Annotated in this window: 11 protein-coding genes; 4 read left to right on the top strand and 7 right to left on the bottom strand. The window is 49.2% G+C overall.

Annotated features, from left to right (window positions below; all coding sequences use genetic code 11):
- Together KDK15_RS07790 and leuS are read right to left on the bottom strand one after the other, a co-directional pair.
- Nucleotides 1–617 (bottom strand): PEP/pyruvate-binding domain-containing protein (locus tag KDK15_RS07790; protein WP_257294794.1); only part of this gene is annotated, 617 nt, incomplete at its 3' end.
- Between the two features lie 288 nt (nucleotides 618–905).
- On the bottom strand, nucleotides 906–3521 hold the full coding sequence (gene leuS / locus KDK15_RS07785; protein WP_257294795.1) for a leucine--tRNA ligase: 2616 nt from the start codon (nucleotides 3519–3521) through the stop codon (nucleotides 906–908).
- An 871-nt stretch (nucleotides 3522–4392) separates the two neighbouring features.
- Here leuS and KDK15_RS07780 point away from each other — a divergent pair.
- Nucleotides 4393–4722, top strand: coding sequence for a hypothetical protein (locus KDK15_RS07780; protein WP_257294793.1), 330 nt, complete (start codon nucleotides 4393–4395; stop codon nucleotides 4720–4722).
- An 84-nt stretch (nucleotides 4723–4806) separates the two neighbouring features.
- Here KDK15_RS07780 and KDK15_RS07775 read toward each other — a convergent pair whose 3' ends face one another.
- The gene (locus tag KDK15_RS07775) at nucleotides 4807–6087 is read right to left on the bottom strand and encodes a cation:proton antiporter (protein WP_257294792.1); all 1281 of its coding nucleotides are present in this window, start codon (nucleotides 6085–6087) and stop codon (nucleotides 4807–4809) included.
- An 89-nt stretch (nucleotides 6088–6176) separates the two neighbouring features.
- Between KDK15_RS07775 and KDK15_RS07770 the strand changes: the two genes are divergently transcribed.
- The 3 genes from KDK15_RS07770 (at nucleotide 6177) to KDK15_RS07760 (ending at nucleotide 9185) form a co-directional block, all read left to right on the top strand.
- Nucleotides 6177–6836 carry a YdcF family protein gene (locus KDK15_RS07770; protein WP_257294791.1) on the top strand — a complete coding sequence of 220 codons (660 nt, stop codon included), beginning with the start codon at nucleotides 6177–6179 and terminating at the stop codon, nucleotides 6834–6836.
- A 350-nt stretch (nucleotides 6837–7186) separates the two neighbouring features.
- Complete coding sequence (locus tag KDK15_RS07765) at nucleotides 7187–8128, top strand: hypothetical protein (protein WP_257294790.1); 942 nt, start codon at nucleotides 7187–7189, stop codon at nucleotides 8126–8128.
- A gap of 82 nt (nucleotides 8129–8210) precedes the next feature.
- Nucleotides 8211–9185 carry a hypothetical protein gene (locus KDK15_RS07760; RefSeq protein ID WP_257294789.1) on the top strand — a complete coding sequence of 325 codons (975 nt, stop codon included), beginning with the start codon at nucleotides 8211–8213 and terminating at the stop codon, nucleotides 9183–9185.
- Between the two features lie 73 nt (nucleotides 9186–9258).
- On the opposite strand, the gene lnt is transcribed toward KDK15_RS07760, so the two are convergent.
- The 4 genes from lnt to KDK15_RS07740 form a co-directional block, all read right to left on the bottom strand.
- Nucleotides 9259–10821, bottom strand: coding sequence for an apolipoprotein N-acyltransferase (gene lnt / locus KDK15_RS07755; RefSeq protein ID WP_257294788.1), 1563 nt, complete (start codon nucleotides 10819–10821; stop codon nucleotides 9259–9261).
- On the bottom strand, nucleotides 10821–11663 hold the full coding sequence (locus KDK15_RS07750) for an HlyC/CorC family transporter (RefSeq protein ID WP_257294787.1): 843 nt from the start codon (nucleotides 11661–11663) through the stop codon (nucleotides 10821–10823). Before KDK15_RS07750 ends, lnt begins: the two co-directional genes overlap by 1 nt.
- A gap of 238 nt (nucleotides 11664–11901) precedes the next feature.
- Nucleotides 11902–12363 carry an rRNA maturation RNase YbeY gene (ybeY, locus tag KDK15_RS07745; RefSeq protein WP_257294786.1) on the bottom strand — a complete coding sequence of 154 codons (462 nt, stop codon included), beginning with the start codon at nucleotides 12361–12363 and terminating at the stop codon, nucleotides 11902–11904.
- Nucleotides 12363–13535, bottom strand: coding sequence for a PhoH family protein (locus tag KDK15_RS07740; RefSeq protein WP_257294785.1), 1173 nt, complete (start codon nucleotides 13533–13535; stop codon nucleotides 12363–12365). Before KDK15_RS07740 ends, ybeY begins: the two co-directional genes overlap by 1 nt.
- Nucleotides 13536–13562 lie beyond the last annotated feature (27 nt).

Genomic DNA, 13562 nt, shown 5'->3' with positions numbered 1-13562 from the left:
TCGCCGTAGCTATCTTCGTTGATACCAGAACTGCGGACAATAACCGGCTGTGATGTGGAGAGTCTGTCCAGCTGATGGCGCAGATCCCTGATTTGTTGGGCCGCTTCAGAATCTTTAACCTGTTCGTAATAGTCATCACTGATAATAAATTCAGCCAAACCCGCTAGCCAGTTATTCCTTTTGGTTTGCTCTGAAGGCGGCAAGGTATTGAGGTATTCCCGAATGTTCGTCAGGCTGGTCTCCGCCTCCGGGTCATAAACAATCCCGGGGAAATAGCGGTCTAAAAGATGGGTGTCCAGAGGGTGTTGTTCAAGCATATTCATGACTTGGGCAGTAACACATTCAAAGGGTGGGACAAGCAGACCGGCCTCCTTCATGCGCCGTAAAAACAATCCCTTGCCCCCAAGTTGTTCCCTGCTGCAGGGAAAACAGTCAGTAGCCTGATATGAAGCAGGTGAACTGCAGGTGCGTCTGGTTAGCGGCGTTGGATCGGGAACGTCACTGGGATCAGGAACAATGAAATATCTTTCAGGTGATCCATTAGCCTCAGCATTCCGATTGGGAACAGTTGTCAGGCCTTGAGGATTTGATATGTCCAAAGCAGGAGATGTGATCATGATATCCCTCTCACGTTATTATTCATCCGTTATTTAATCGCTATCGAATAAGACGATTACTTATTTTTGACAATGGTGTTTTGATAAAGTTCACAGGGTAAATTTTATATAAGTACGATCAAGCCATTAGCCTGAAAAGGCCTGGTTTCTGATATCACTGTTGGAGTAAGGCGTCGAGATTGAGAGAAAGACAAAGCTTTTGCCCTGTCTTGCCATTTTTTATGGTGAAACATAAAGGGGCATTTGCCCCTTTATTATTTTTCCGAAAGGATGTTTGTTACCTTGCGATTAATTGGCAACAATATTCACCAGTTTACCGGGAACCACAATCACTTTGCGGACTGTCAGACCGTCGGTGAACTTGCTGACGTTATCATGCGCCAGAGCCAGCTTCTCAATGGCGTCTTTATCCAGGCCTGCCGCTACTTCCAGTTTTGCCCGAACCTTACCATTGACCTGAACCACCAGGGTGATGGCCTCTTTCTTCAGCGCTGCTTGGTCAGCTACAGGCCATAAAGCATCCAGCACGGGCTCAGAGTGCCCCAAAGCCTGCCAAATGCTGTGCATGGCATGAGGTGCGATCGGTGCCAGCATCAGCGTGGTGGCTTCAATGGCTTCACGCAGCACTGCACGGTCCTGGCTTTGTGAATGGCTCACCTGGAACTTGCTGATGGCGTTGTTCAACTCCATGATCGCAGCAATGGCGGTATTGAAGGTCAGGCGGCGCTCACAGTCATCAGAAACCTTGTTGATGGTTTCATGAACTTTTCGGCGCAGATCCTTTTGCTCTTTGGTCAGAGCGTTCAGATCAAGAGCAGCCACAGCACCACCGGCAATATGCTCTGCGGCCTGCTTCCAGCAGCGACGCAGGAAACGGTTAGCACCTTCTACAGCGCTTTCAGACCACTCCAGGGTTTGCTCCGGTGGCGCAGCGAACATGGTGTACAGACGGATGGTGTCAGCACCGTACTGATCAATCAGGTCCTGTGGGTCGATACCGTTGTTTTTGGATTTGGACATCTTGCTCATGCCCGCATGTTCAACCACTTCACCGGAGGCTTTCAGGGTGGCCTTAGTCAGACGTCCTTTGTCGTCAAACTCGCTGTCGACATCGGTCGGGGCAATCCACTGCTTGACGCCTTTTTCATCCAGCTTGAAGAAGGTGTCTGCCAGTACCATGCCCTGGCAGAGCAGGCGTTTGAAGGGTTCATCGCTGTCGACCAGACCGGCATCACGCAGCAGCTTGTGATAGAAACGGGAGTAGAGCAGGTGCATAACCGCATGCTCAATACCACCAATGTACTGATCCACCGGCAGCCAGTAGTTGGCCTGCCCAGGGTGCAGCATCTGGTCATCAGACTGTGGCGAGCAGAAGCGGGCGTAGTACCAGCTGGACTCCATAAAGGTATCAAAGGTATCGGTTTCACGGGTGGCAGGCTGGCCGTTATGGGTGGTTTTTGCCCACTCGGGATCTGCTTTGATGGGCGACTGAACACCGTCCATTGCCACGTCTTCTGGCAGCAGTACCGGCAGATCTTCCAGAGGAACAGGAACTTCAGTACCGTCTTCCTGGTAGCGCATCGGAATTGGTGCCCCCCAGTAACGCTGACGGCTGACACCCCAGTCGCGCAGACGATAGTTCACCTGGCGTTCACCTTTGCCTTCAGCAATCAGTCGGTCGGCAATGGCATTGAACGCGTCTTCTGAGCTGAGGCCGTCAAACTCACCGGAGTTCACCAGCTTACCCTTGTCCGTAAAAGCCGCCTCACCAAGGTCAATCCCTTCGCCATTGGCAGGTTCGATGACCTGTTCGATGGGCAGACCAAAACGGGTGGCAAACTCATAGTCACGCTGGTCATGGCCGGGAACGGCCATCACTGCACCGGTACCGTAATCCATCAATACAAAGTTGGCCGCCCATACGGGTACTTCACGACCCGTGATTGGGTGAATGGCGCGGATGCCGGTATCGACACCGACTTTTTCCATGGTGGCCATTTCTGCTTCAGTCACTGCATTGGATTTGCAGTCCTGAATGAAGGTTGCAAGGGCCGGGTTATTGACCGCTGCTGCTTTGGCCAATGGGTGCTCTGGGGCAATACCTACGTAGGTCACGCCCATCAGAGTATCAGGACGGGTGGTGTAAACTTTGAACGCTTCAGGGGCGCCTTCAGGCCCATTGGCAACCGTAAAGGTCATCTGTACGCCTTCAGAGCGGCCAATCCAGTTGCGCTGCATAGCCTTGACCTGCTCTGGCCAGTGCTCCAGCTTATCGAGGTCAGCCAGCAATTCATCGGCGTAGGCGGTGATTTTGACAAACCACTGGGGCAGTTCTTTGCGCTCAACTACCGTATCACAACGCCAGCAGCGGCCATCTTCAACCTGCTCGTTGGCCAGTACGGTGGCGTCGTTTGGACACCAGTTAACGGTGGCCATTTTTTTGTATACCAGGCCCTTTTCGTAGAGCCGGGTGAAGAACCACTGCTCCCATTTGTAGTAATCCGGCTTACAGGTTGCCAGCTCGCGGTTCCAGTCATAGCCGAAGCCCAGGCGCTTGAGCTGGCCTTTCATGTAATCAATGTTTTCGTAGGTCCAGGGTGCTGGTGCCGTCTTGTTTTTGATGGCGGCATTTTCGGCAGGCAGACCAAAGGCATCCCAGCCCATAGGCTGCAGGACATTCTTGCCCCGCATACGCTGGTAGCGTGAAATTACATCACCAATGGTGTAGTTACGAACATGCCCCATGTGCAGTCGGCCACTGGGGTACGGGAACATGGAGAGGCAGTAGTACTTCTCTTTGCCCTTTTCTTTTGAAGTGCCTTCGGTAACAGCAAAGCTGTCATTGTCTTCCCAGAATTTCTGGGCTTCGCTCTCAATCTGATGCGGTTGGTAATGCTCTTCCATCATCGCTCAACGGGCTTAATGTAAAGGATCGCTTTGATGCTTTCCTGAAAGCAGTCTGGTGAGAATAGCTTCGTGAAAAACCAATCAAAGAGTCAGGGAAACTAATAACCCGTTAGGATACAACACTGCCTGCTCAACTGCACTTTTCCTGTTGATTTATCCACACAGATTGTCCCGCATTGATCTATATCATCCGGCCTGACTGTCAGTATTTGGTATGGTGGCGATCCTTTTTTGGAAGAGTTGCGTAAGACTTACTCCGGTAAGCTGTGGCGATGTAGATAAACCCAGATAATCCTGATTATCGTAGGTTTTTAGCACATCCCTGGTCATTATCGCCTTAATGGTGTCAATTTCATGGTTCCCCAACTATATTCGAAGATCAATAGTAAAATGCGACCATTAAGGACATTCTCAATGAACCTTTGGACGCTTTTAACGAACACAACATCCCCATGCCTCTCCCCTGGCATACCGGGGAGAGCGCTAGGCCTCCAGAAACTACAGCAAAGTATCGAGAATAACCTGGCGAAGTTTTTTAAACATCAGCAATGCTTGTGAGTACCCTGAGGAATTCTACGAGACCATTTCCTATGATGATAACGGGACGAACACCAACTTCATTCCTTCCCGGTACCTTCAGGGCCTGCCATTTTCCGATGACGCTATCTGCGCCTACAGCCAGCTCTTTGGTGGTCGGTTATTCACGGCCACTGCAACAATCCCGGAAATGGCAGACGCTCTGTATGGCTGTGCAATAAGCGGCCGTAATCGCACACTGAGAGCGCTTGCCAGTATATACGATCGGCAGCTTTAAACGTGGTTCCTCAAAGATGCTGCACCCTCAACTTCGTCTTTCCATGACCGACAGATGGTTGCCTGGTTTGTCACCATGTATGGAACAGGGCCAAAGCATCAGCTACCAACCAGAATTTTCCAGTTCTTTGCCCAACATCCGATAGGCACAATGCATGACTGGATATTGTGGCTGACCGCCGTTCGACTCACCCGTTCGGAAGTTGAGGAGCTAAAAGCTCATAAAGAGGTTCTCAAGTCAGACTATTTCCAGAATCATCCAAACAGTATGGGCACGCAACCGCCGTTCTTCATCAAAATTCTGGACAGGATTACCGCTGAACCAACGCTGGCTGTGACAGATCAACCGGTGGATTCCACAGCAAGCTCTCAAACTGCTGCATAAAAAGTCACTTCAGTTACTAATGCCACTTGTTTAGTAGTTGCCCTCTAAACAAAGACCGGCGAAAATCGGGTTTGAAGTTCTGTTTCAATCACTTCTTAACTCCTTATTGGGTGATATCGGTGTTGGCAGTTTGAACACCACCAGATACGTAGAAACTATGAAGGTTAGAATTGCCGCCCCTTCAATCAGTAATGCAGTCTCCTGCTGAATTCTTCCTGCCGTCATGGCCCCATAGGCCAGTAGTAGTGAGAATTCACTGCTTTGACCCAAACGTAAGCCCATTTCTCCTGCATTATCGTTTCGTTCTCCTGCCAGATGCTTCAGCAGATATTTAAACAGCATGGGCTTGGTGATTAATACGATTGCTGATGTTAATACAATGGCCATCAGCTGATGGCTTTTCAGCATTGGATCAAACTGGGCACCAACCGAAAAGAAGAAGAGGATCAGAAAAAACTCCCTCAACGGCTTCAAACCCTCGGCAATAATCAGTGAGATAGGCGATGTAGCAATGCTGACGCCAGCAATAAAAGCTCCGATCTCATGGGATAGACCAAAAGACTCGGCCAGTTGAGCCGCTGTCAGGCACCAGCCCAGTGACACCAGAAAAATATACTCAGAGATAATGTCAAAACGCCCCATTAGCGGTAGCAGGACATATCGGACAAAACTCCAGGCCCCCAGGGCAAATGCACAGGTTTTCAACGGCAGTAATAGTGCTTCGATATGCGCTCCACCGTTGCTGCTGTAGAGAATCAGAATGGTCAGAATGGCCAGAATATCTTCGAACAGCAGGATACTGATCATCACTTCACCGGTTCTCTTGTGGTGCAGTGTTGTGGTTGGGATCAGCTTTAAACTGAGCACGGTACTGGAAAAGGCCAGAGACAGGCCAGCGATTAACGCTTCTATCAATGAAAAACCAAAGAGCAGGACAAGAGCGGCCCAGATCATAATACCAACAGCGCTCAGGCAGAGAAAGGTTACCAGCGCCGTCTGTTTTAACTGTTTGAGCAGGTTTCTGGGATGAAGGTGTAACCCCAGCAGAAACATCAGCAGAATAATTCCCATCGTGGAGATTGCTTCAATATGTCCATCATCTATGACCACATTCAGACCATGAGGACCAATCAGCATACCAAGGCCTATATAAGCGAGAATAATGGGCTGTTTCAGCCAGACAAACAGGGTGCCCAGTAAGGATGCACCGCCAAAGATGACGGCCATTTCCAGAACAAGATGCTCAAACGGTCCTTGCACAGTGTCACCCTTATCGTTAAAACTATTGGACTGTTCAGGATAGTTGATCAAACAGGGTGGGATTGCTCGATTTTCAGTGAGCGTGTCACAATAACGTGCCGTCATTAACATTTTCCCTTTCCGAATGGCATGTCGGGTCGTTCAGAAAAACAAGTGGACTCTTTTTTTTCATGTTGCTGATTTGGCTGATCATAATGGGACTGATTATTAAGTCATGGACGGCTTGGCTGGCGCTGGTTATGCTTTATTTGTTCTCTACCCAGCCGGTTGCATCGCTGCTTATTCGGAGCCTTGAGCGCTACCCGGTCTTTAATTCGGGGCAAGCACAACCTGTTGAGCCTCAGGCAATGGTGATTCTTGGTGGTGGTCTACCTCGTGTCAGCCCCGAGATGTCAGGTTTTCGTCCTTCCATGTATACCCTGGAACGACTCCGCTACGGAGCATGGCTGAGCCGTCAGACTGAGCTGCCGGTTATGGTCAGTGGTGGTGGTTTCCGACCGGAAGCAGCGATCATGGCAGAAAGTCTCAAACGTGATTTTGGTGTGGAAACCCGGTGGTTGGAGGATCAAAGTACGACAACCTGGGAAAATGCGGTTTATGCCCGTGAAATCCTGCCTGAGGATATTCAGTCGGTTTTACTGGTGACTCATGGCTGGCATATGCCAAGAGCTGCTCTCAGCTTTGAACGAGCTGGTTTTCATGTGATTCCGGCACCGGGTATGTTGGCCGACGCTGCAAAAGACACTTTCCGTATCAGCCGATGGTTACCCAGTGCCCGTTATTTGAGCGACAGTGAACGTGCTTTCAGAGAGTACGCAGGGTATTTATGGTACTGGCTGATCTATCGCAACTGACTGTTTTTTTTAACCGCGAAGATCACAAAGGGCACAACGAAAGAAAAGTAGAGGTGTTCATTCAGCACGATGAGAAAAAAGCCTGTAAATGTAGTATTTGTGACACCGTCTGCCCAGGTTACGATAATATTATTCAAAGCTTATTTGGAATGCTAATGACGGCATTCAGCACAAACAGGAGAAGCTCCCACTTCTTGTACCCCCAGCTAATAATCATCAGGGAGCTAATGAAAGTAGAACAGAGTTAAGGGGCGTCAAGTATCAAGACCACGGTTTCTCTTCTTCTCTTCTGGAGGAACTTCTATAAGAAAGAGTGGTCATAAGCTAAAATTCAATAGTGCAATAATTCAATGAATATATTTGATGTAGACTCAAATTTCGTTTCTGATTATTCGCGGTTAGAGGATTTTATGGAATCACATGGAATACCAACTGACACTTTCAGTTCAAAGCCAAGTACGGCTGGCTATTCTGCGCAGACACTTAATTCAGTCCATTATGGATATTTAAATAAGGAATTAATTAATTATGATATACCATCTTCTCCACGTTCACTTAATGATTTTTCAATTTCTTATTTACCATTCACTGAAAATGAATTATTGCTTCCTGAATTATCACTAGAAGACCTTGATAAAACTTTATCTTTTGATTTTGCCAGTGAACCTGTTGATGATAATTTTGCATTCACAGACTCAACCTTAACAAACTCTCAACAATTAGCTCAGAAATTGCCCCTGGAAAACTCATTAGTTAGTTTTTCTCAGCCATCATCAGGTCCGGTTGCTATGGTTGGTCCGTTGAATGATACACAAGAGCAAGTTTTCACTAAAACTGTTGAGTTTAAAGCACCTGAATCGTCCAGTTCTGGCGAATCTGGCGAACTTCTGCCCCCCACACCCGCAGTAGCTCACGAGCAGTCCGAGATACGGAAGGCTTACATGAAAGCTTACCAGAAGGCTTACGTGGAATCCGAGAAAGGAAAGGCTTGCCGGAAAGCTTACGGCGAGTCCGAGAAAGGGAAGGCTACCAATCGAGCTTATGTACAGTCCGAGAAACGGAAGGCTTACATGAAAGCTTACCAGAAGGCTTACAGTAAGTCCGAGAAACGGAAGGCTTACCGGAAAGCTTACGGCGAGTCCGAGAAAGGGAAGGCTTACCGGAAGGCTTACAATATGGCTTACAATGAAGTTTTCAACAATACCGGTGATGAAGAACAAGCAAGAATCGCTGGTAAGCAAGCTACCGCCTTTTTAAGAGAATCGTATAGAACAAAAAGTAATGAGGTTTAATTCGATAAGGAATATTGGACGAAACTTTTTGCTGTATTGGTAATCTAAGATGAAGCTATTTCAGCGGTGAGAGGATATTTTGATGGATGCCCCCGGAGCTCAGCTTGCTGATCCATATAGACATGTGTCTGGAGAGACTATTGCCAGTGATGGAATTGCTTCAACTATGGACCAAAGAGTGCTTGATTTTTCCAAGTGCCGACACATACCTGATTTTGCTGATAAGGCAAAACCATTTGTTTCTGAAGCTGTTGCAGCATTGCGCATTGGCAGGGATGTTGATTATCCTTTTGGCATGAATCCTCTTCACTGGACATTTGCTGCAATGGATTCTCAGGCATTTCAGGGGATTCGTGACTCAGTTCCCCATGACCAAATCGTATCAATGTTTAATGAACCCAATGGTGCCAGATCAGCAGGTGAAATCGCCTATGAAGTTGCAGGTAAAGTTGGCCCGGCAATCAACAAAGATTGTCCAGATCAAATATTGGTTTTTCTGTTAAACAATGCTCCCGAAGCGATGCTGGAGGGATATTACCAATTGTTTCGATCCATGAAGGCAATATTAATTCCGGGTGATTTAAAGGGACAGGCTACCAATAATACTGGCAATAACCGGTTTAATCTGGCAGCCGGTGGCAGGGAAGAGGTTATGCGGTGGTACTGTGATATGTTCAGGACTGCCCCTGACTATCAAAGTGCTATCAATCATCCGACCGATGCGGATGTCAGGCCACTTCACCACGCAGCGAGAAGTCATCATCCCGAGAGGGTTAAAGTATTTGCAATATTGTTAGCAGAGGGAGCCTGGCAGAGTTTGGCAAAGCTGGATAACCTGGGTAATACGCCATTGGATCATCTCAAGCCTGATGAACAGATGATAGATCAGTTAATGGGTTATGTTGGGGAATATCTACGATTGTCAGAGTTGGAAGAACCTGAAAGACAGAGTTGGCTGGAAACTATAGAGTATGAACTTTTCGCTGCGTTTGAACGTTTTCAACAGGAGGTGGATTTAACCAGGGAAATGGCTCTTGGGCAGACAATGGCCCCCTGAAAGGCTGTTCGGGAACAGTCTGCCCTGCATGGCAATTGTTCATGAATTGCTCTGGCCCCTGGCATCATTGACTTCATTTTCGGGGATTAACATACAGCGGCAGTATAATCAGAAGAAAGCTTAGTAGTAACACCGGCCAGGAGCCGTACATCATAAATGGCGTCTGACCCTCGCGAATCTCTGCGGTTGCTGACAAAACGCCATGGGTAAAGCGCGGAATCGTTTTTACCACACCTCCCTTTTCATCAATCAGAGCGGTAATGCCATCATTGGTGGCCCGGATCATGAAGCGTCCGGTTTCCAGTGCTCGCATCCGGGCAATCTGGAAATGCTGGACAGGGCCAATGGATTTACCAAACCAGGTATCGTTGCTGATGGTAATCAGCAGCCCACTCTCTTGAGCCATTTGTGCGGCAAAGTCCGGGTAGACCACCTCATAACAAATATAAGGGGCAATGGTTACCTCGCCAGCCTTGAGTAAGGTTTGTTGTGAGCTTCCGCGGGAAAATTCAGACATGGGCAGATTAAAGAAATCAATCAATCCGCGCAGCATGGACTCCATGGGAACATACTCACCAAATGGCACCAGCTTCTGTTTGTCGTAGCGGCCGGGGCCTCCAGCGGGTAAATAGCCTTCTCCCAGAGACAGAACACTGTTGAAGTAACGGGTTTCGCTGCCAGAGTTATCATCCACTGGCATGCCAAGAATTAATGTACTGTTATTCTGACGAGCCAGTCTGTCCAGCTGGGTCATCAAGCCCCGGGCACGGTTATAAAACAGTGGAATGGCATTTTCCGGCCAGATAATCAATTCCTGCTGCCATTGGTCTTCACTCAGGCCAATGTAATTAATGATGGTGGAGTGAATAAAGTCAGGGTCCCACTTCAGGCTTTGGGGGATATTTCCCTGTACAGCGCTGAAGGAGATATCGCCGGTTTTTTCTGTCCATTGAATGTCGTTCAGCGGCCACGGGAGTCCCCAACATACCAGGGCGATGAATAAAGCAATAATGTTGGGTGTTCGCTGCTGTTTAGCCGGAATAACCAGGGCAAACAACAGGCAGGCTGTAGCTGCCATCAGCAGGCTTAAGCCATAGGTCCCGATAACCGGGGCCAGCGCAGCAAATGGTGTGTCCAGAAGTGCATAGCCCGATAATAGCCATGGGAAGCCAGTCAGCAGCCAGCTGCGCACCCACTCAAACAGCACCCAGAGGCCTGAAAATATCAGTGCCTGTTGCCAGGGTGGAAGTTTGCAGGTACTACCTTGCCCGGCTTTTCGCTGGTTAAACCAGCTATAGATCAGGAAGATCGGCATGATCATCAGGGCGGAAATGCCAAGGACAAAAAGCCCGGTCAGCAGCCCGGCCAGCATGGGTGAAGCGGCCCCAAATTCATGGATACTGACGTATATCCAGGATGTACCCGCCCCAAACATACCGACACCAAAAAGAAAGCCGCACATTGTTGCCGTCTTGATGGGTAAAGTTCGGGTCAGGAGAAAGATAATACCAATGGCCAGCATGGGAACTGGCCAGAAGTCAAAAGGACTGAAGCCCAGGGGCATGGCCGCACCTGCTGCCAGCGACAGCAAGTAGCGCACGATCTGTAGTGATGAAAGGGGAGTCGCAGGAGGCATCAGCAGGGGGTTACCCGCAGCAGTCTAATCCGACGACCATCGGCGTTCAGTACATCAAAACGGAAGCCGGAAATTTCCACGGATTCATTGCGGGTTGGCATATGGCCAAACTCTTGCGTCACAATACCACCAATGGTATCGAACTCATCATCCGAAAATTTGGTGGCAAACTGGTCGTTAAAGTCTTCAATAGGCGTCAGTGCTTTGACAATAAAGGCGTGTTCAAGGTCATCCGCCGGTTTGATAAAGGTGTCTTCATCAACATCGGTTTCATCCTCGATATCACCAACAATCTGCTCAAGCACATCCTCAATGGTGACCAGACCAGCCACACCACCGAACTCATCAATCACAATGGCCATATGGTTACGGTTGGTGCGAAACTCCCTGAGCAAAACATTCAGGCGTTTGCTTTCCGGTATAAACGTCGCTGGTCGCAAATGGTTCTTGATATTGAATTTGCCACCCGTGTTAAGAATCAACGGCAGCAAATCTTTGGCCAGCAGGATACCAATAACTTCATCTTTGGTATCGCCAATAACCGGGAAGCGGGAGTGGGCCGACTCTATAACCTGGGGAAGGAACTCTTCCGGATTCTGGTCTTCATCCACACAGACCATCTGGGAGCGGGGAATCATGATTTCACGGACCTGCATGTCCGCGACCTGAACAGCGCCTTCAATGATGCTTAGCGCTTCATCATCGAGCATGCCCCGGCTTCCGGCATCTCTTAGTATTCCCAGAAGTGCATTGCGGTCTTTGGGGTCCTGGTGAAACATGCTGGTCAGTTTGTCCATCCATGATGGTGACGGATGATCTTCCGTCGAATGGTCGTCGCTCATTGCCCTCTGTCTTCACGGCTATGCCCACCCAGGAGCCTGTCGGACTTAAGACTGTCCTACCGATAAATTGGTCTAAAAATCCCTGCTTCTTCGTCAAATAGCCCCGCTATTCTCCAGAGAATCAGAAATTTTTATCCTCAATTTCTCGCAATCCTCGCTACGGACGTTTAAGTCCGACAGGCTCCTGGTGGGCGGTTTACTGATGAATGTGTTAATCGTGATCCAAAGCCTGTCAGGTTTACTCTCTGTCCTGATAGGGATCAGGATAGCCGAGCTGACCAAGAATTTCCGTCTCCAGAGACTCCATTTCTTGGGCTTCCTGATCGTCAATGTGATCGTAGCCAAGCAAGTGAAGTGTGCCATGAACCATCATATGAGCCCAGTGGGAATTGAGACTTTTTTTCTGCTCAATAGCTTCCTGCTCAACAACAGGGACGCAGATAATCAAATCACCCAGTAATGGCAACTTCAGTTCGGCAGGAAGATCGGAAGGAAAGGACAGTACATTGGTAGGCCCGTCCTTGCCCCGCCATTGCCGGTTAAGTTCGGCACCTTCATCTTCATCGACGATCAGGAGGCTGATTTCAGCTTCCTGACGGTGCTGACCAACTGCTGCCGCAGCCCACTTTTCCAGCTCACTCTGTTCGGGAAGCTGTGAGCTGTTGCTGTTAATCATCACATCAATATGCACCGAGGCCATTATTGTGCGCCTTTGGATGATGAAGAGCCTTCAGCCGGTAATAAAGAGCCTTCAGCCGGTAAAGAGCCTTCAGCCGGATGAGAGCCTGCAGAATGGGGAGTAGAAGGTTTCTTACCCGGTCGGGAATATTTCCCTGTTGACTGCTCCTGAGTCAGCTTGTCGAAACGGTCATAGGCCTGAACGATCCGTTGCACCAGCGGATGGCGTACCACGTCCTTGGCGGTAAACCAGGTAAAGCCGATACCGTCGACCCCTTTGAGGACTTCAATAGCACTGGCCAGACCGGAGCGTGTCCCCCTGGGCAGGTCAACCTGGGTGATATCACCGGTAATCACTGCGGTAGAGCCAAAGCCGATACGGGTCAGGAACATCTTCATCTGCTCCTGAGTGGTATTCTGAGACTCATCAAGAATAATAAATGAATTATTGAGTGTACGACCACGCATATAGGCCAGTGGGGCAACTTCAATAACATTTTTCTCTATCAGTCGGTCAACCCGCTCAAAACCCAGCATTTCATAAAGGGCATCGTAGAGAGGCCTGAGATAAGGGTCGATTTTCTGGGACAGGTCGCCAGGCAGGAAGCCCAGTTTTTCACCCGCTTCAACCGCAGGGCGAACCAGCAGAATACGACGGATCTGTTCTTCTTCCAGGGCCTGCACTGCAGCGGCAACGGCCAGGTAGGTTTTACCGGTACCCGCAGGGCCGATGCCGAAATTGATATCGTGCTGCAGAATCGATCTTACATAACTTTGCTGGTTAGGCCCCCGGGGCGTAATCAGGCCTTTACGGGTACGCAGTGAGATCAGCTTGTCTTCGGGTTCTTCATGTATCCACTCAAGGGCAGATTCCTGCAGGAACAGGTGAACCGTATTCGGGCTGAGTGGTTCGTCCTTACCGGTTTCTCTGAACAGTCGCTTGACTACCTCGCCTGCTACCTCAGCACGGCCATTTTCACCAGTGATGGCAAAGGCATTGCCACGGTGACGGATGGTGACGCCGAGACGTTCTTCGATCTGTTTCAGGTGCTGGTTGAATTGCCCACAGAGTTCGGCGAACCTCTGTGGCTCATCAGGCTCAAGAGAGAAGCGGCAGACGTTTTGATCAGTGGCGTTATGGCCAGAGGCGTTGTTACTTCCGGAAGAGTCCTGTCCTTGTATTCTGGTATTCAAAGTCAGTGTTTAGCCTTTACTGCAAGT

It is taken from the genome of Endozoicomonas sp. YOMI1 (genome assembly GCF_024606345.1).
Taxonomy (GTDB): Bacteria; Pseudomonadota; Gammaproteobacteria; order Pseudomonadales; family Endozoicomonadaceae; genus Endozoicomonas.
The sequence above is the reverse complement of the archived record's forward strand: the minus strand, read 5'-3'. Positions and strand labels throughout refer to the sequence as shown.

Excerpts from the sequence above, each read along its gene's own strand:
- leuS (WP_257294795.1), bottom strand. The coding sequence starts at position 3,521 with ATGGAAGAGCATTACCAACCGCATCAGATTGAGAGCGAAGCCCAGAAA.
- KDK15_RS07780 (WP_257294793.1), top strand. The coding sequence starts at position 4,393 with ATGGTTGCCTGGTTTGTCACCATGTATGGAACAGGGCCAAAGCATCAG.
- KDK15_RS07775 (WP_257294792.1), bottom strand. The coding sequence starts at position 6,087 with ATGACGGCACGTTATTGTGACACGCTCACTGAAAATCGAGCAATCCCA.
- KDK15_RS07770 (WP_257294791.1), top strand. The coding sequence starts at position 6,177 with ATGGGACTGATTATTAAGTCATGGACGGCTTGGCTGGCGCTGGTTATG.
- KDK15_RS07765 (WP_257294790.1), top strand. The coding sequence starts at position 7,187 with ATGAATATATTTGATGTAGACTCAAATTTCGTTTCTGATTATTCGCGG.
- KDK15_RS07760 (WP_257294789.1), top strand. The coding sequence starts at position 8,211 with ATGGATGCCCCCGGAGCTCAGCTTGCTGATCCATATAGACATGTGTCT.
- lnt (WP_257294788.1), bottom strand. The coding sequence starts at position 10,821 with ATGCCTCCTGCGACTCCCCTTTCATCACTACAGATCGTGCGCTACTTG.
- KDK15_RS07750 (WP_257294787.1), bottom strand. The coding sequence starts at position 11,663 with ATGAGCGACGACCATTCGACGGAAGATCATCCGTCACCATCATGGATG.
- ybeY (WP_257294786.1), bottom strand. The coding sequence starts at position 12,363 with ATGGCCTCGGTGCATATTGATGTGATGATTAACAGCAACAGCTCACAG.